The sequence below is a fragment of the Streptomyces sp. MAR4 CNX-425 genome, assembly GCF_048656465.1.
In the GTDB taxonomy this organism is placed as follows: domain Bacteria; phylum Actinomycetota; class Actinomycetes; order Streptomycetales; family Streptomycetaceae; genus Streptomyces.
Genome location: NZ_JBMDLF010000011.1, coordinates 76,327 through 92,429, shown reverse-complemented (window position 1 = coordinate 92,429; position 16,103 = coordinate 76,327). Strand labels below are relative to the sequence as shown.

At 72.8% G+C, this 16,103-nt stretch carries 15 protein-coding genes and 2 pseudogenes; 5 read left to right on the top strand and 12 right to left on the bottom strand.

All coding sequences use genetic code 11. The features are described from left to right. Window positions 1–30 precede the first annotated feature (30 nt). The gene (locus tag ACHZ99_RS27125; protein ID WP_420307387.1) at window positions 31–1,611 is read left to right on the top strand and encodes an acyl-CoA mutase large subunit family protein; all 1,581 of its coding nucleotides are present in this window, start codon (window positions 31–33) and stop codon (window positions 1,609–1,611) included. Between the two features lie 61 nt (window positions 1,612–1,672). Here ACHZ99_RS27125 and ACHZ99_RS27120 read toward each other — a convergent pair whose 3' ends face one another. The 3 genes from ACHZ99_RS27120 to ACHZ99_RS27110 form a co-directional block, all read right to left on the bottom strand. Beyond that, complete coding sequence (locus ACHZ99_RS27120) at window positions 1,673–2,116, bottom strand: MarR family transcriptional regulator (RefSeq protein WP_420307385.1); 444 nt, start codon at window positions 2,114–2,116, stop codon at window positions 1,673–1,675. Beyond that, on the bottom strand, window positions 2,113–2,607 hold the full coding sequence (locus ACHZ99_RS27115) for a MarR family winged helix-turn-helix transcriptional regulator (protein ID WP_420307384.1): 495 nt from the start codon (window positions 2,605–2,607) through the stop codon (window positions 2,113–2,115). The genes ACHZ99_RS27120 and ACHZ99_RS27115 overlap by 4 nt, the downstream gene beginning before the upstream one ends. 106 nt (window positions 2,608–2,713) lie before the next feature. Beyond that, entirely contained in the window at window positions 2,714–3,115 is a 402-nt protein-coding gene (locus ACHZ99_RS27110; protein WP_420307383.1) for a hypothetical protein, read from the bottom strand. 366 nt (window positions 3,116–3,481) lie between these two features. Between ACHZ99_RS27110 and ACHZ99_RS27105 the strand changes: the two are divergent. Further along, window positions 3,482–3,844, top strand: a pseudogene (locus ACHZ99_RS27105) (TetR-like C-terminal domain-containing protein); the annotation flags it as partial. A gap of 37 nt (window positions 3,845–3,881) precedes the next feature. Here ACHZ99_RS27105 and ACHZ99_RS27100 read toward each other — a convergent pair. Both ACHZ99_RS27100 and ACHZ99_RS27095 read right to left on the bottom strand, forming a co-directional pair. After that, the gene (locus ACHZ99_RS27100; RefSeq protein ID WP_420307382.1) at window positions 3,882–4,202 is read right to left on the bottom strand and encodes a type II toxin-antitoxin system PemK/MazF family toxin; all 321 of its coding nucleotides are present in this window, start codon (window positions 4,200–4,202) and stop codon (window positions 3,882–3,884) included. Between the two features lie 6 nt (window positions 4,203–4,208). After that, entirely contained in the window at window positions 4,209–4,505 is a 297-nt protein-coding gene (locus tag ACHZ99_RS27095) for a hypothetical protein (protein WP_420307381.1), read from the bottom strand. A gap of 262 nt (window positions 4,506–4,767) precedes the next feature. Between ACHZ99_RS27095 and ACHZ99_RS27090 the strand changes: the two genes are divergently transcribed. The 3 genes from ACHZ99_RS27090 to ACHZ99_RS27080 all read left to right on the top strand — a co-directional run bounded on the left by ACHZ99_RS27090 (window position 4,768) and on the right by ACHZ99_RS27080 (window position 8,284). Continuing rightward, window positions 4,768–5,670 (top strand): TIGR03619 family F420-dependent LLM class oxidoreductase, encoded by a 903-nt coding sequence (locus tag ACHZ99_RS27090; protein ID WP_420307380.1) that lies wholly within the window; start codon window positions 4,768–4,770, stop codon window positions 5,668–5,670. Between the two features lie 416 nt (window positions 5,671–6,086). Beyond that, window positions 6,087–7,079 (top strand): ATP-grasp ribosomal peptide maturase, encoded by a 993-nt coding sequence (tgmB, locus tag ACHZ99_RS27085; RefSeq protein ID WP_420307379.1) that lies wholly within the window; start codon window positions 6,087–6,089, stop codon window positions 7,077–7,079. Then, window positions 7,070–8,284 (top strand): methyltransferase domain-containing protein, encoded by a 1,215-nt coding sequence (locus tag ACHZ99_RS27080; RefSeq protein ID WP_420307378.1) that lies wholly within the window; start codon window positions 7,070–7,072, stop codon window positions 8,282–8,284. The genes tgmB and ACHZ99_RS27080 overlap by 10 nt, the downstream gene beginning before the upstream one ends. On the opposite strand, the gene ACHZ99_RS27075 is transcribed toward ACHZ99_RS27080, so the two are convergent. The 7 genes and pseudogenes from ACHZ99_RS27075 to ACHZ99_RS27045 all read right to left on the bottom strand — a co-directional run bounded on the left by ACHZ99_RS27075 (window position 8,255) and on the right by ACHZ99_RS27045 (window position 15,946). Further along, on the bottom strand, window positions 8,255–8,512 hold the full coding sequence (locus tag ACHZ99_RS27075) for a DUF397 domain-containing protein (RefSeq protein WP_420307377.1): 258 nt from the start codon (window positions 8,510–8,512) through the stop codon (window positions 8,255–8,257). The genes ACHZ99_RS27080 and ACHZ99_RS27075 overlap by 30 nt on opposite strands. A 37-nt stretch (window positions 8,513–8,549) precedes the next feature. After that, window positions 8,550–9,299, bottom strand: a pseudogene (locus tag ACHZ99_RS27070) (helix-turn-helix domain-containing protein); the annotation flags it as partial. Window positions 9,300–9,411: 112 nt separating this feature from the next. Further along, window positions 9,412–10,659 carry an amidohydrolase gene (locus ACHZ99_RS27065; protein ID WP_420307551.1) on the bottom strand — a complete coding sequence of 416 codons (1,248 nt, stop codon included), beginning with the start codon at window positions 10,657–10,659 and terminating at the stop codon, window positions 9,412–9,414. Between the two features lie 138 nt (window positions 10,660–10,797). Continuing rightward, complete coding sequence (locus ACHZ99_RS27060; protein WP_420307376.1) at window positions 10,798–11,928, bottom strand: hypothetical protein; 1,131 nt, start codon at window positions 11,926–11,928, stop codon at window positions 10,798–10,800. Further along, window positions 11,925–12,884: an N-acetylneuraminate synthase family protein gene (locus ACHZ99_RS27055; RefSeq protein ID WP_420307375.1), complete on the bottom strand. Its 960-nt coding sequence runs from the start codon at window positions 12,882–12,884 to the stop codon at window positions 11,925–11,927. Before ACHZ99_RS27055 ends, ACHZ99_RS27060 begins: the two co-directional genes overlap by 4 nt. Before the next feature lie 34 nt (window positions 12,885–12,918). Further along, entirely contained in the window at window positions 12,919–14,460 is a 1,542-nt protein-coding gene (locus ACHZ99_RS27050; RefSeq protein ID WP_420307374.1) for a cytidylyltransferase domain-containing protein, read from the bottom strand. Window positions 14,461–14,584: 124 nt separating this feature from the next. Continuing rightward, window positions 14,585–15,946 carry a DUF6716 putative glycosyltransferase gene (locus ACHZ99_RS27045; protein ID WP_420307373.1) on the bottom strand — a complete coding sequence of 454 codons (1,362 nt, stop codon included), beginning with the start codon at window positions 15,944–15,946 and terminating at the stop codon, window positions 14,585–14,587. Window positions 15,947–16,103: the final 157 nt, after the last annotated feature.

Below are 16,103 nucleotides of genomic sequence, written 5' to 3'. Positions count from 1 at the left end.
ACAGGAGTGGGAGAGCTGGGAGTGGGTGCCATGGCACGCCGATCGGAGTCCGGTCTGCCCATCGAGCCGGTGTACGGGCCGGAGGCCCTGGCCGGCTGGGATCCCGCCGTCCGCCTCGGCGCCCCCGGCGCGTACCCGTACACCCGCGGCGTCTACCCGACGATGTACACCGGCCGGCCGTGGACCATGCGCCAGTACGCCGGCTTCGGCACCGCCGCCGAGTCCAACGCCCGCTACCGCGACCTGATCGCCCACGGCACCACCGGCCTGTCCGTCGCCTTCGACCTGCCGACGCAGATGGGCCACGACTCCGACGCGCCCCTCGCGCACGGCGAGGTCGGCAAGGTCGGCGTCGCGGTCGACTCGGTCGACGACATGCGGGTGCTCCTCGACGGCATCCCGCTGGACAGGGTGTCGACGTCGATGACGATCAACGCCCCGGCCGCGCTGCTCCTGCTGCTCTACCAGCTCGTCGCCGAGGAGCAGGGGGTCGCGGGCGCGCAGCTCACCGGGACCGTCCAGAACGACGTGCTGAAGGAGTACATCGCGCGCGGCACGTACATCTTCCCGCCGGCGCCGTCGCTGCGCCTGACCGCCGACATCTTCCGGTACTGCCACGCCGAGATGCCGAGGTGGAACACGATCTCGATCTCCGGCTACCACATGGCGGAGGCGGGCGCGTCGCCCGCGCAGGAGGTCGCGTTCACGCTGGCCGACGGCATCGCGTACGTGCGCGCCGCCGTCGCCGCCGGCATGGACGTGGACGACTTCGCGCCGCGGCTGTCGTTCTTCTTCGTCTCCCGGACCACGGTGCTGGAGGAGGTCGCCAAGTTCCGCGCGGCGCGGCGGATCTGGGCGCGGGTGATGCGCGAGGAGTTCGGCGCGCGCGACCCGAAGTCGCTGATGCTGCGCTTTCACACCCAGACGGCGGGGGTGCAGCTCACCGCGCAGCAGCCCGAGGTGAACCTCGCGCGCGTCACGGTCCAGGCGCTCGCCGCCGTGCTCGGCGGCACGCAGTCGCTGCACACCAACGCGTTCGACGAGGCCATCGCGCTGCCGACGGACAGGTCGGCGCGGCTCGCGCTGCGCACGCAGCAGGTCCTGGCGTACGAGACGGACGTGCCCGCGACGGTGGATCCCTTCGCCGGGTCGTACGTGGTGGAGACGATGACCGACGAGCTGGAGGAGGCGGCGGCCGGGCTGATGCGGCGGGTCGAGGACCGGGGCGGCGCGGTCCGCGCGATCGAGAGCGGCTTCCAGAAGGGCGAGATCGAGCGCAACGCGTACCGGATCGCGCAGGAGACGGAGGCGGGCGAACGGGTGGTGGTGGGCGTCAACCGCTACCGGCTGGCCGAGGAGGAGCCGTACGAGCCACTGCGCGTCGACCCGGCGATCGAGGCGCGGCAGGTGGAGCGGCTGGCCCGGCTGCGCGCGGAGCGCGACGGGGGCGCGGTGGAGGCGGCCCTGACGGAGCTGCGGCGGGCGGCGGGGACCACGGAGAACGTGCTGTATCCGATGAAGCGGGCGCTGGCGGCGCGGGCGACGGTGGGCGAGGTGTGCGGGGCGCTGCGGGCGGTGTGGGGGACGTACGAGCCGGTGAAGGCGTGGTGACCGGGCCGGCCGGGGGCGGCCGGCCCGGTCGGGGTCGTGCGCTTCGGCCGGTTCGGTCCCGTCAGCCGGTCAGCGCGGCGAGTTCCGCGTCGGCGCGTGCGTTGACATGGGCGAGGACGCGGCCGGCGGCGGCCAGGTCCGCGGCAGGTATGCCGTCCCAGATACGGGCGGAGATCGGGGCGGTCTCGGCGGCGACGGCCGCGAGCAGCTCGCGCCCCGCGTCCGTGGGCCGGAGGTGCGGGCCGTCCTCGGCCAGCAGTTCCCTCGTGAGCAGTTCGTCGAGGGTGACGCGGATGTCGGCCGGGTCGGCCTTGAGGTAGCCCCCGACCCGGTCGGCGAGGGCGTCCGGGGTCAGCGGGGCGTCGGCGGTGACGGCGGTGCGCAGGGCGACCTGCTGCTGGAACGTCACACCGTGCCGGTCCAGGATGTGCTCCAGGACGCCGCGGGCGGCGTAGTGGGCGAGGGCGAGGTTGCGGGCGTCGGCGGCGGGTGCGGTGGTGGTCATGGCGTCGTCCTTCGTGGTGTCCGGTCGTCCGGTGGAGAAGGGGCGAGGGGTACGTCGAGCAGGGCGAGCAGCTCGTCGGTGAACGCGCGGGTCCCCGGGCCGTCGAGGCCGCCGAGCGGTTCGAGCAACCGCTCGACCAGCTCCCGCACCACGACGACGGCCCGCCCGGTCACGTCCAGCCCCCTTTCGGTGAGGGCGAGCCGCATGGCCCGCGGGTCCCGCGGATCGCGGGCGCGCTCGACGAGCCCGTCCGCCTCCAGGGCGCGGGCCAGCTTCGAGACGTACAGGGCCTCCATGCCGGTGTGGTCGGCGAGTTGCCGTTGGCTGGGGCGTTCGCCGGCGTGGTGCATGCCGTAGAGGGAGGCGACGAGCGCGTACTTCGCGTGGGTGAGGTCCAGCGGCGCCACGGCGCGGTCGACGGCGACGCGCCACTTGTTGGCGAGCCGCCAGACCAGAAAGCCGGGCGTGGGACCGGCCGGAGCTGCACTCATGGCGTATAGAGTACATGGACATTATGTCCATGGCTACTATTACGGAGGACGGCGTGGCGGTGCCCGGCGGGAGGGGCGTACCGATGCCGGAGCGGCCGCGAGGGGGTCAGCGGCGCGTCGCGCCCCTGTCGAAGGCGAGGCTCCCGTAGAGCCCCAGAAGGGTGGCCACGAACATCGCGATCACCCCGGCGCCCAGGTCGTCGTCCAGCGCCTCCCGGACGACGATGAGGGTGCCGATACAGGCGATGAGCAGCCCGGCCGCGGCGAACGCGCTGACCCGCCCCCAGCGGCGCATCACCTCCGCATCCCTGGCGACCAGGCCGCCGACCCCGCAGAACATGCACAACACCCCGCAGAGCACCAGGGATGTCGCGGCGGCGTTGACGCCGTAGAGCGGCCCGGTGTCCGGATCGGAGAACAGCCTTTGCAGGGTGTCGAGATCCCACAGCGACAGGCCGCCCGCCCACGGCATCATCGTCGACACGAACGCCAGCAGGCCGCCGACCATGAGGAGCAGCGGTCCGGTGACCGTCGCGTCGGAGTTGCGGGGCGGCCCGGGCGGCGGTGGCGCCCAGGGCGGAGGCGGCGGCGCCCAGGGCGGGGGCGGGGACGTCGGGGGCGGGGCGGAACCTCCCGACGCCGGCGGCTCCGTGGGCGGAGGGGCGGGGGGTGGAGCGGGCGGTGCGGGTGGGGTGGGCGATTCGGAGGGGTTCCAGGGCCCGTGGGCATGAGGTGGCTTCTCGGGTGGCTCTGGCGTGTGGGGAGGGTTGCCCATAGGAGACCTCACGAGCCCGCGGCGGCGGTTGTCACACTCCGGTCACCCTCAGTATGGGGCCGATTGGGCAACAATCAACTCCTCTTGCGCTCATGGCCGCTGGCCGCGTCGTTCCACTCGGAACCGGCCGCGCGGGCCCAGACGCGGCTATGGGAGGACCGGTACGCGCAGTGCGAGATCCTCGTCGGGCGCGCCGTGGAGCGGGGCGAACTCCCCCCTGGGCCCACGGACGCGCGAAGCCTGCTGCTCACCGCCACCGCGCCGCTCTACCACCACCTGGTAATCCTCCGCGCCGCCCCCGACCCGCGCCTCCCGGAACAGGCCGCGGAGGCGGCGGTGCTGGCGGCCGCGGCGGGGGCTTTCCGGGGGGACGGGAGGCCCTCCGCGAGGGACGTACGTGAGCGCAGAGGCCCGGCACCCGAGGGATGGGGCGAGGCCGTCGGGCACGATGCGGAGATCTAGCGCGATGCAGGTGGACCCATTGAGGGCTCTGGTCGGATCACAAGGCGAGTGCGGCGCGCAGCCCGGCGGCGACCTTCATCATGGTCTGTGGTGAAAGGGCGCCGCGGTCCTCGTCGAGATCCTCGCGGTAGAGCAGGGCAACGTCGTCGCACAGCACCCGGCCCACGAGTGGGTCGGCCGGGCCGAGCTCGATGATGGTGGCCAGATCGGGCTTGGTGCTGGCGGTCAGGCGGACGGCGAGGCAGTCCCGCAGGGCCCGGTTGCGCGTGTCGTTGGAGACGACCAGCCAAGGCTTGCGGCCGGAACCGATGTCGGCCATGTAGACCCGGCCCCGTACGGGAACAAGAGCGGCCCCCACCGGCGATCAGCCCTTGAGGCGGGCGGCGCGGGCGCGCATGGCGCGGCGGTCAGCGGCGTCCTCGTCCTGGGCGGCGGCCAGTGCGGCGTAGCCGGAGAGCATGACGCGTTCGGTCACGGCCAGGCGACCGGCGGTCAGCAGCGCGTGCAGCGTCTCCGCCTCCGAGGCGTCGTCGTCCAGCAGTATTCCCGCGACATCCCGCAACGCCTCGTGTTCGGCGGTGCCGGGGGTACGGAGGCGGTCCAGAACAGCCTGGTCCTCGCTGGTCAGCGGAACACTCTTGCGGACCTTTACCTTCGTCACGCTTTCCAATATGCATCATTTTATGCGGCACTGCAAGATGCACTCTTTGATGCACCTTGTCGCCGTCTTGTCCCTGCTCCGTGAGTCGACCGCGGCAGGTTTGGGGGCGGTCGCGGGCGGCCCACCGCGGGCGGGGTCCCTTGCACGGGGCTCCGCCCCGGCGGAACTGAACGCGGGGCGCCGCGAGTTGAACAAGGTCGGAGCCTCTCGCCGGAGCGGACCCATACGTGCCGCCCGGCGCCACCACACGCGAAGGGCACGCATGAAGATAGGTTTCGCACTCCCCCAGTTCCACCGCCAGGCCGACGACATCGCCCGGACGGCGACGTTCGCCGCCGCGATCGAGGAGGCCGGCGGCGCCAGCCTCTGGGTGGGGGACCGCAATCTGGCCGCGGTAAACCCCGTCGTGGGCTACGGCGGCCGGGGCAACACCATCCCGGAGGAACTGAACCCCGCCGCCGACCCGTTCGTCCTCCTCGGCGTCGCCGCCTCCGCGACCAGCCGCGTACAGCTCGGCGCCCACGTCCTCGTCGCCCCGCTGTACCCGCCCGTCCAACTGGCCCGGCCCCTCACGACGATCGACCTGATCAGCGGCGGCCGGCTGATTCCCGGCTTCGGCGTCGGCTGGTCCCCCGAGGAGTACCAGGCCGCGGGCCTGGACTTCGCCCGCCGCGGCGCCCGCATGGAAGAACTCCTCGACGCCCTCCACACCATCTGGACCACCGACCCGGCCCAGTACGAGGGCAACCAGCTCTCCATCCCCGCGCACCACTCCCCCCTGAAGCCTGCCCAGCGCCCCCGGCCGCCCTTCTACCTCGGCGCCCTCTCCGAGCGCGCCCTCCGCCGCGTCGCCCGACGCGGCGACGGCTGGCTGCCGCTGGTCGTCGTCCCGAGCTACGTCGACGTGGACGGCCTCATCACCCAGCGCACGATGCTCGACGAACTCGCCCGGCAGGGCGGCCGCGCGCCCGACGACATCGACACCGTGCTGCGGGTGAACATCGACGCGGGCACCAGCACGGAGAAGGTCGCCGACACCGTGAAGGAGGTCCACGAACGTACGGGGATCGACCACTTCATGATCGACTCGATGTACGACGTGGACACCGCCGAGGGCTCCGTGGAGCACGCCCGGCGGATCCTGGAACTGGTGGGGAAGGGCTGAGCGACGGCCAGACGGCTGGAGAACGCCTTCTTGTCGTTCAGTAGCGAACTGGGCACAATGAGTGAGATCGAGGTCGAGGCGGATGAGAGGGGAGCCGGGTGGTGACACCGACATCGGAGCGCACAGCCGCGGCTGATCCGGACCTGCTCACACATTCACCGGACGGCGAATCCCGCGCCCGTCTCGCCCGTGTGGGCGACGTCTTCCCGCTGGACCCGAGCGGGCATATCCTCCGGTCCCTTGAGGAACCCCCGTCGTCCGTACGCCCGTGGGGGCTGCGCTTCGTCCGCCCTGTCACACCGCGTGCGGGTGCTCATGAGGGGCCGTCGCGCGATACGTCCGGCCACCCGGACGGCAACAGCTCGGGTGAGGAAATGACCAGCGATTGAAGCGCTGGCAGGGAAGGACCCGCTTCAGTGCGAGACCCGTCCACGGTGCTGGTCCTCACGCACGATGAGGACCGGACAGCCGAGCGTGTAAGCGCGGAGCTCACAGCCCGGGGCGTCCGGGTGGCGCAGTTCGACGCCGCCGACTTTCCTACCCGGATCGCCCTGGCAGCCGCCTTCGACGGTTCGTCCGCCCACTGGACCGGGCAGTTGACGGGGGTGACGGCCGCGGGGCGCCGACTCGGTGTCGACCTTGCCGATGTGGCAGGTGTGTACTACCGACGCCCGACGCAGTTTCAGCTTGAGCCGGGCATGTCCGGGCCGGAGCAGGTCTTCGCCTACGGCGAAGCCCGTCGCGGGTTCGGCGGGGTGCTGATGGGCCTCGGTTGCACCTGGGTCAACGATCCGGTGCGGGCTGCCGCCTGCGAGTACAAGCCCCTTCAGCTCGCGGCGGCAGCGGCATCCGGGTTACGGGTTCCCGCCTCCGTCATCACCAACGACCCAGAGCACGCCGCCGCCTGGGCACGGGACCTGGGGCGTCCCGTCATCTACAAACCACTCAGCGGGGTGTGGGTGCCCGAGGACAGGCAGATCAAAGTCCTCTACACCAGCGTGATCGACGATCCCGAGACGCTGCGCGAAGGGGGTGTGGAGTTGACGGCCCACCTCTTGCAGGAGTGGGTCGAAAAGTCGCACGAGGCACGGGCAGTGGTCGTCGGCGACCGCGTCTTTACCGTAGCCATCCATGCGGATTCCGCCCGCGGACACGTGGACTGGCGGTCCGACTACGACGCGCTGAGATACGAGAAGTTCGAGCTTCCCGCGGCGGTGCGGAGAGGGCTTGTCGAACTGCACAGGCGCCTCGGTCTCCTCTACGGAGCTTGTGACCTGATCGTCACTCCGGCAGGAGAAGTCGTGTTCCTGGAGGTCAACCAGAACGGCGAGTGGGGCTGGCTGGCCGCCGAGTGCGACCTGCCGATCGCCTCCGCTCTTGCCGACGTTCTGCAAGCGGGGTGCGCGTGAACGGCCGTGACACAGGCATCCAGTGGCGGCCCCGCGCCGCCGCGCTCGCGCAGGCTCTTGCGGATGCCGGCGACATCACCGATCCGGTGTGGCAGGGGGTGGTTTCGCACGTGCCGCGGCATGTCTTCGTGCCGCACTTCGCACACACTCAAGCCACGAACAAAGGCACCCGCTACGAGTTGGTCACCGGCGCGGACCCCGCGCAGCGCGCGGCCTGGCTGGACGGCGTGTACTCCGACACCACACTCCTCACCCAGGTCGAAGGGCGCTCCGTGGAAGAACTCTTCGCCAGCGGCCCCGGTTACGGACGGCACTCCAGTTCCTCTACGGCGCCGAGCCTGATGACCTCGGCGCTGCAAGCCCTCGGCCTCCACGACGGGGACGACGTGTTGGAGGTCGGCACCGGGACCGGCTACAACGCCGCCCTGCTGACCGAGCGGCTTGGCGCCGAGCACGTCACGACCGTGGACATCGACCCGAACCTTGTCGAACGCGCCCGGCAACGGCTCGCCGAGGCCGGGTACCACCCCACCGTCCTCGCCGGAGACGGACGTCTCGGGTCCCCGAAACACGCCCCCTACGACCGCGTGATCTCCACCTTCGGCCTGCCCTACGTGCCCCCGGCCTGGATCGCACAGACCCGGCCGGGAGGCCGCATTCTCACGAACGTCACCGGCCTGATCGGCGGTGCGATGCTGCTCGCCGACGTGCACGACGACGAGCGGGCGAGCGGACGGTTCCTGCCCCGGTGGGCCGGCTTCATGCCCTCCCGGCACCCCCAGCCGGCCGTCGCCCCGTACGCCAGCGAGTACGTCACCGGGCACACGGCCCTGGATCCCGCCCTGCTGGACGATCTCGCCTTCGCCTTCTTCGCCCAACTGCACCTCCCCGGCGTCCGCCGCTACGCGGCCACCCACGAGGACGGCCGGGAACTGGTCGGCGTACGGGCCGCCGACAGCTCGTGGGCCGAGGTGTACGAGCCGGACAGCACTGGCCGTCGTCGCTACCTGGAACAAGGTGGTCCGCGCCGGCTGTGGGATGCCGTCGAGAGTGCGCACCGGGTGTGGGTTGAGCACCACAAGCCCGACTGGACTCGCTTCACGTTCGCGGCCGGGCCAGGACAGCAGGTCGTGACCCTGCGCGCGGACGACGGGTCGGAGGTGGACCGCTGGGAACTACCCCTGGAGGGGGAGGATTTCGCCTGACTTCACAGAGGCGAGGAACGCGGTCCAGGCGGCGGGGGTGAAGGTCAGCTGCGGGCCCTCGGGGTCCTTGGAGTCACGCACCGGGATCGCCGTCGGCGTTGCCTTGACTTCGACGCAGTCGCCGCCGTTTGCTGCGCTGTAGCTGCTCGTGCGCCATTCCGCGGCCACTTCGAGGCAGTTGCCGCCGTTGGACCCGCTGTAGCTGCTCTTGCGCCAAGTGGTGGCCATGCTGCCGATATCCCTTCATGAACTCGCCGATCAGCGCGGCGGATTCGGGGGCAGACAGAGAGTCGGCCCTGAGCACATCATAGGTCTGCGAGTGACGTGTATAGACCTTCAGATCGTCGGTCATGTGCCCGCGTTCAAGGGACTCCGAATAGACCCAGTTGTGCCCATCAGGCAGGTTGATCAGCGACATGGAGGTCGCGGGACGACGCATACCCGGGGAGGCCGAAGGGACGATCTGGATTCGGACGTTGGTTCGTCGCCCGGCGTCGAGCAGGTGCGCGCACTGGGCGTGCATGATCTCCGGTCCACCGATCACCGTTCGAAGACAGCTCTCCTCCAGAAGCACCGAGTAGTGCGGTGGTTGATGCGGAGACATGAAGCGTTGCTGTCGGCTCAGCCGTGCTCGTACCCGCTCATCGATCTCCGCTTCCTCGTCCACCAGCGTGGCGAAGAGCGAACGGGCATAGTCCTCCGTTTGCAGCAGGCCAGGGACCAACTCCATCTGGTACGCCCGCAACGTCACGCACTCCGCGTCCAACTGCGCCCGGTGCTCGAACCAGTCCGGATGCCCCACATCCGGATACCAGTCCACCCTCCCCCACAGCGCCAGCAGCAGCCCGCCCGTGTCCAGGATCTCGTCGCACTTCGCCACGAACACGTCCGGCGGGACACTCCGTCCCGTCTCCACCCTCGCCACATGCGATCTGTCGCACGGAATCTGCCGCGCCAACTCCACCTGCGTCAGCCCCGCCCGCTCCCGGAAGTGCCTCAGCACATCCCCGAACATCACCGCGGTCGTGACCGCACCCTCTCCCGTTGCGTTGCGCCGAGTCATCCGCCAAACCCCCTACGCTCCGGACCCGATCCACTACACACCGTAGCCGACCGGTCCGACAACGCTAGGCGATCGCCCCCGCGTCCAACAGCGCCGCCGCTGTGAAAAGTTCAACTCCCACACGGATCGCGCCCTCGTCCACGTCGAAGTCCCCCTGGTGCAGGTCCCGCGGCAGTCCGGTCTCCCCCACCGCCCGGACGCCCAGCCGTGCCAGCGCGCCCGGCACGTGCTCCAGGTACCAGGAGAAGTCCTCCCCGCCCAGGCTCTGCTCCGTCGTCTCCACGGCTGTAGCTCCCCGCCGCGCCTCCATCGCGCCGGCCAGCAGCTCCGTCATTCCCGGCTCGTTGACCACCGGCGGGACACCGCGGACGTACGTGATCGCCGACTTCGCGCGGTGCATGGACGCGACCTCGTCGACCGCCGCGTGCACCAGGTCCGGGGCGCGGCGCCAGGTGTCCAGGTCGAGGCAGCGGACGGTGCCGGACAGCTCCGCGTGCTGCGGGACGACGTTGCAGGCGTGGCCGGTCTGGAGGCGGCCGAAGGTGATCGCGAGGCCCGCGCGGGCGTCGACGCGGCGGGCGAGCAGGGCCGGGACGTCGGTGGCCACCCGGGCGGCGGCGGTGACCAGGTCGGTGGTCAGGTGGGGGCGGGCGGTGTGGCCGCCGGGGCCGTCGAGGGAGATTTCGAGGCGGTCGCAGGCGGACGTGATGGCGCCCTGGCGCAGGCCGATGCGGCCGACCTCGACGCGGGGGTCGCAGTGCACGCCGACGATGCGGCCCACGCCGTCGAGCACCCCGGCCTCGATCGCGTCGGTCGCGCCGCCCGGCAGGACCTCCTCCGCCGGCTGGAAGATCAGCCGTACGGGCCGGGGCAGCAGCCCCTCGCGGGCCAGCGCGGCGAGCACGATCCCCGCGCCGAGGACGACGGTCGTGTGCACGTCGTGGCCGCAGGCGTGGGCGCGGTCCGGGACGGCGGAGCGGTACGGGACCGTTTTCGTGTCCGGGATCGGGAGCGCGTCGATGTCGGCGCGCAGCGCCAGCATCGGGCCCGGCGGCGGGCCGTCCGGGTCCACGCCGATGTCGCAGACCAGCCCCGTGCCCGCGGGGAGCACCCGGGGCGCGAGGCCCTCCTTCTCCAGCCGCTCCTTGAGGGCCGCGGTGGTACGGAACTCCTGGTTGCCCAGCTCGGGGTGGCTGTGCAGGTCCCGCCGGAACGCGATGAGTTCGGCTTCGAGAGCGGCCGGGAGCGCCCCGGGCAGGGGCGCGTCGGTGCCGGGCTCGGGCTCTGACTCGGGTCGGGCGTTGCGGGACATCACTTGGTTCACACTCTGAAGAGTACGGTGAGCGACGCGGGGCCCGAGAGGCGATCAACAAAATTTCAGTCCCGCGGGTGCATGACCCGTGTGCCCGATGGGTACACTCCTGCGCCCCTCGCCCACAGGGGCCGTCCCTCACACCGACGCCGCCGGCGCCGCCCCGGCCCCGGAGGACCACCCCGTCGCCGTCGCCGGGCCCACCGGCAGCCCGTCGACCCCGCGCCGCTCGCGGGCCGCGCCCGCCACCGACGACAGGAACCCCTGCGCCCGCGGCGACGCCGTGTCCGTCAGCCAGCCCGGGTCGACCTCGCAGACCGCGACCTTCACTCCCGTTCCCGCCAGCGCCAGCGGCAGCGTGTGCACGACCGTGGAGGGGAAGCTGACGATCGTGCGGCCGATCGGCCCGCGGCGGGCGATGATCTCCAGCGGCAGGTCGGGGCGGACGATCTCCAGGCCGGTGTGCTCGTGCAGCTCGCGCAGCTTGTCGGCCTGCTCCCGCCGGTGCGCGAAGTAGCGGGTGGCGCCGTACGTCCGGGTCAGCGACTCCACCGCCGCGAGGTACCGCTCGTGGTCGACGACGCCGGTCTCCACCAGGGACGTGCCGACCAGGTCGGTGGCCGTGCCGACGCTCGGGGGGCCGAAGCGGGAGCGGGTCCAGGCGAACTCGTTCGCCGTCACCTTCAGCCCGGGCGGCGGGTCCTCCACCGGCATCGAGGTGAAGACCTCCACCCGGGTGCCGGAGGCGCCGTCCGCCGCCGTGCCCGGTGTCAGCCGCCGCCGCGCCCGCCGTGCGACCGGCGCGAACAGCATGCCGCGCGCGCCGCCGCCGTGTCCGCTGCGGTGCCAGCGGACGAACCGCTCCCCCCGCGCCAGCTGCGCCGTGAACTCCATCGTCGCCGTGCCGTCGTCCACGACGACGACCTCCCGCGCCTTGACGACGGTCAGCAGCGTCTGCACGTACCGCGAGAACGGGTCGCCGAGCACCACCCTGCGTGCTCGCCGCAGCGGCCGGGCCAGGCCCGTCAGCGTGCGCAGCGGGCCGGCGCCGCCGCGCGCCTCCTGCCAGCGGACCTCCAGGCCGTCGTCCCTCGCCAGCTCCGCCATCCGGCGCAGCTGGCCGCGCGAGAGCGGCTCGGTGGGGGGCAGCACGACCACCGTCAGGGGGATGACGGTGCCGCCCTGGTACGCCCACTCCAGCACGTTGAGCAGCTGGACCGGGCTCTCCACCAGGGCGACTGTCGCGCCGCCGGCGCCGTCTTCGGTCATACCCCGACCGGCTCCTTCTCCGCTCCCGCCGCCTGGGAGGAGCCCGCCGCCTCGGCGGCCTCCGCGACGACGCCCTTGACCCGGCGCAGCTTCTTCATCGGCGCCAGCTCGCTGTCGTAGACCTTCTTCACGCCGTCGCCCAGCGACTCCTCGACCACGCGGATGTCGCGGACGAGCCGCGCGAGGCCCTGCGGCTCGACGGAGGCGGCCTGGTCCGAGCCCCACATCGCGCGGTCCAGGGTGATGTGCCGCTCGACGAAGACGGCGCCGAGGGCGACGGCGGCGAGGGAGGTCTGCAGGCCGGTCTCGTGGCCGGAGTAGCCGATGGGCACGTTCGGGAACTCGGCCTGCAACGTGTGGATCATGCGCAGGTTGAGCTCCTCGGCCTTCGCCGGGTACGTGCTGGTGGCGTGGCAGAGCAGGATGTTGTCACTGCCCAGCACCTCCACCGCGTGCCGGATCTGCTTCGGCGTCGACATGCCCGTGGACAGCACGACGGTGCGGCCAGTGGCGCGCATGGCGCGCAGCAGCTCGTCGTCGGTCAGGGAGGCGGAGGCGACCTTGTGGGCGGGCACGTCGAACTTCTCCAGGAAGGCGACGGCCTCGGGGTCCCAGGGGGAGGCGAACCAGTGGATGCCGCGCTCCTTGCAGTGCGCGTCGATCGCCCCGTACTCCTCCTCGCCGAACTCGACCCGGTGCCGGTAGTCGATGTACTTCATCCGGCCCCAGGGCGTGTCGCGCTCGACGTCCCACTGATCGCGCGGGGTGCAGACCTCGGGCGTGCGCTTCTGGAACTTCACCGCGTCGCAGCCCGCCTCGACGGCGGCGTCGATCAGCGCGATCGCGTTGTCGAGTTCGCCGTTGTGGTTGATGCCGATCTCACCCGTGACGTACACGGGCCGGCCGGGGCCGACGACGCGGTCGCCAAAGGTGCGGAAACGCTGGGTGGAGCTCATGCAGATCTGTTCCTTTACTCTCCGGGGAGATTCACTACGAGGTGAGGGCGGGACCGAGGATCCAGGACGCGATCTCGCGGATCGCCCCGTCGCCTCCGGGGGTGGACGTCACCGCACGCGCCGCGTCCCGCACGATCGCGTGGGCGCCGGCGACCGCCACGGGCCAGCCGACGAGACCGAAGCACGGCAGGTCGTTGACGTCGTTGCCGACGTAGAGCACGCGCTCGGGCGCGATGCCCTCCTCCTCGCACCACTGCTTCAGTGCGACGTCCTTACGGTCGACCCCGTGCAGAACGGGCAGGTGAAGTTTGCGTGCCCGGGCGGCGACGACCGGGTTCTGTTCGGTGGAAAGGATGAGCAGCTTCAGCTCGGCGCGCCGCAGGGCGGCGATACCGAGGCCGTCGCCGCGGTGGACGGCGACGAGTTCGCGGCCGTCGGCGTCGATGTAGACGCGGTCGTCGGTCTGGGTGCCGTCGAAGTCGAGGACGATCGCGTCGACGTCGCGGCGGGTGGGCAGCGAGCCGGGGCCGGGCACGTCGAGGAGGGGGGCGAGGGCGCGGGCGCGGGTCAGGTCGTCCGGCTCGTCGACCTCCAGGACGCGGGCGGCGTCGGTACGGACCGGGGCGGTGCGGCCGAAGAAGCGGTGGCGGTGCTCGCGGAAGCCGGGGGTGCGCATGGCGTAGGCGGCGCCGGTCTCCAGGAGGTCCTGGGGGCGGTCCTGGCGGCGCGGGCGGTACGACTTGTCGTGGTTGACGCCGTAGCCCGCGCCCGCGGCGCGCACGGCGGGGTCGACGGAGGCCCGGCCACCGTACGCGGACGCGGTTGCGGGGGGCGGCGCGGCGCGCCCCCCCGCCACGGCGGCCCCGCCGGCGGGCTCGCCCGCGGCGGGCGCCGCGGAGTGGCGGACCTCGGCGCCGCCTGCGGCGGCGGCCGCGGGGCGGGTGTCGACCAGCGCGCTGTCGCCGGGCGGGGCGACGAACCCCTCAACCGCCGGCGACCCGGCGCGCGGCCCGGTCGCCGCCGCCGTACCGGCGGCACCCGTGGCCGCCGCGACCGCGCGCGGCGGAGCCGCCGCGCCGCGGCGCGCGCTCTCCCCGTCGATCGCCTCGTCGGCCTCGTCCCGCCAGATGAACCCGTGGAACGGCGCCACCGTCAGCGCGCTGTCCGCGCCGTCCTCGTCGAGCACCGCCGCCGTCACGCCGTCGATGTCGGCGCCGGTCAGGAACGGGCTCGTGCACTGCACCAGCAGCACCGCGGCCATCGGCTCCCCGCACCGCTCCTCGTGCGTGTCCAGCGCGTGCAGCACCGCCGCCTCGCTGGACGCGGTGTCGCCGGCGATCTCGGCGGGGCGGCGGACGACCTCGGCGCCGGCCTCGCGGGCGACGGCGGCGATGGTGTCGTCGTCGGTGGAGACCACGACGTCGGTCACCAGCCGCGCCGCGAGGCACTGCCGTACCGCGCGGGCCACCAGCGGCACCCCGCCGACGCGGGCGAGGTTCTTGCCGGGGACGCCCTTGGACCCCCCGCGGGCGGGGATGACCGCGAGCACGCGGGCGGCGGTCTCGGGCTGGGACATGGAGGCTCCTTGGTGATGCGGGGCGGGGCGGGAGGTCACGGCGCCCCCTGGCGGCGGAGGGCGGGGCGGGAGGGCACGGGCCGCCCGCTCACCGCCGGCGGGGCCGCGGCCGCGCGTACGCCGCTCACAGCGCCCCCATCCGGCGGATGACCGGCGCGATCCGCTGCACCCCGCCCCGGTACACGGCGCGCGCGGCCTTGCGCAGCAGCGTGCGGGCCCACCGGCGCACCGGGCCGGGCTCGGCGGCGGCCGCGGCCTGCGGCAGCGGCTCGCCGGTGGGGGCCAGGCCGTGCCGGGCGAGGATCCGCGGCAGGTAGCCGCCGGCGGTCCGCGGGGTGTAGTACGGCGCCAGCGGCGGCAGCTGCGGGTCGGCGACCAGGGTGGTCAGCCGGGCCCGGGCGCGGTCGAAGGCGGCGTCGTACGGCTCGGCGGAGGCCGCGCCGGGGACGCCCTGGCGGGACAGCCACACGGGGTCGGGCTTGGGGAGGTGGCCGGCGTCCAGCTCGTCCCAGGAGGCGAGGCAGCCGGAGCCGAGGAAGTGGTGGTTGCCCAGCGGCTCGCGTACGCCCAGGTCGGTGAGGACGGCGGTGGGGATGCCGCGGTGCAGGGACTCCAGCGCGGCGGTGGAGCTGACGGTGACGAGGAGGTCGGTGCGGTCGAGGACCTCGCCCATGTTCCCGTAGACCAGGCGGCAGTTCGCGGGCAGTCCGCCGGGCAGCTTGCCGGCGAGCTTCTGGTACGGGGCCTCCTCGATGTGCGTCGTGTGCTCGCCCGGCCGGCTGCGCAGCTTGACGAGCACCTCGCGCTCGGGGTGCCGCTCGGCGTGCCGGGCGGCGCGGCGCAGCAGGTACAGGCGGTCCTCGCGGGTGTCCGGCACGGAGGGCTGGACGGCGAAGACGACGGTGTACGGGCGCCCGCCGGCGTCCGTCCCGCCGGCGTCCGTCCCGCCGGGGAGCGGCTCGTACGGCGCGCCGTCGAGGAAGGGCAGCGCGCACTCCACCACGCTGTCCGGGGAGGCGCCGACGCCCTCGTAGACCGCGCGGAAGCGCTCGGCGTCCTGGCGGCTGTTGGCGAGGACGATGTCGGCGCCGTTGCGCAGGAGGAGGCCGTCGGACAGCTTCTCGTACACCACGCCGACGTAGCCGGTGACGACCGCGGGGCGGCGCCGGGCGCCCTGCCAGGCGCGGGCGAGGCCGTGCAGCATCGCCTGCACGGTGCCGCCGACGCAGGACAGGAGCACGACGTCGTAGCGGTCGGGGTCGGCGGCGGCGAGGAACTCGGCGGCCGTGACCTCCCGCATGGCGTCGGCGGCGACGCCGACCTCCGCGAGCTGGCGGGCGGTGGGCGTGGCCCGGCCGTGCAGCAGATACCCGTCGAGCACCGCCTCCGGGGCCATGCGGCGGGCGGTGAGCGCGCCCCATTTCCAGCGGGTGTCCGAGTCGGCGAGTACAGCCGTGCGCAGCTGTGACGGGGGGTCGTTGAGCACGTCGCCGACGCTAGGGAGGCATTGCGCTCGGTGGCCCAACACAGTCCGTACAGATGGTTAACAACACGCCGCCGAACGGCTAACCCGCCCGTTCGGCAGAGGCGTTCACCATTCCGCCGCCCGGCGTTCATGCCGACGTCGGCGCGGGGCAAGCCCC

Excerpts from the sequence above, each read along its gene's own strand:
- ACHZ99_RS27125 (WP_420307387.1), top strand. The coding sequence starts at position 31 with ATGGCACGCCGATCGGAGTCCGGTCTGCCCATCGAGCCGGTGTACGGG.
- ACHZ99_RS27120 (WP_420307385.1), bottom strand. The coding sequence starts at position 2,116 with ATGACCACCACCGCACCCGCCGCCGACGCCCGCAACCTCGCCCTCGCC.
- ACHZ99_RS27115 (WP_420307384.1), bottom strand. The coding sequence starts at position 2,607 with ATGAGTGCAGCTCCGGCCGGTCCCACGCCCGGCTTTCTGGTCTGGCGG.
- ACHZ99_RS27110 (WP_420307383.1), bottom strand. The coding sequence starts at position 3,115 with ATGGTCGGCGGCCTGCTGGCGTTCGTGTCGACGATGATGCCGTGGGCG.
- ACHZ99_RS27090 (WP_420307380.1), top strand. The coding sequence starts at position 4,768 with ATGAAGATAGGTTTCGCACTCCCCCAGTTCCACCGCCAGGCCGACGAC.
- ACHZ99_RS27075 (WP_420307377.1), bottom strand. The coding sequence starts at position 8,512 with ATGGCCACCACTTGGCGCAAGAGCAGCTACAGCGGGTCCAACGGCGGC.
- ACHZ99_RS27065 (WP_420307551.1), bottom strand. The coding sequence starts at position 10,659 with ATGTCCCGCAACGCCCGACCCGAGTCAGAGCCCGAGCCCGGCACCGAC.
- ACHZ99_RS27060 (WP_420307376.1), bottom strand. The coding sequence starts at position 11,928 with ATGACCGAAGACGGCGCCGGCGGCGCGACAGTCGCCCTGGTGGAGAGC.
- ACHZ99_RS27055 (WP_420307375.1), bottom strand. The coding sequence starts at position 12,884 with ATGAGCTCCACCCAGCGTTTCCGCACCTTTGGCGACCGCGTCGTCGGC.
- ACHZ99_RS27050 (WP_420307374.1), bottom strand. The coding sequence starts at position 14,460 with ATGTCCCAGCCCGAGACCGCCGCCCGCGTGCTCGCGGTCATCCCCGCC.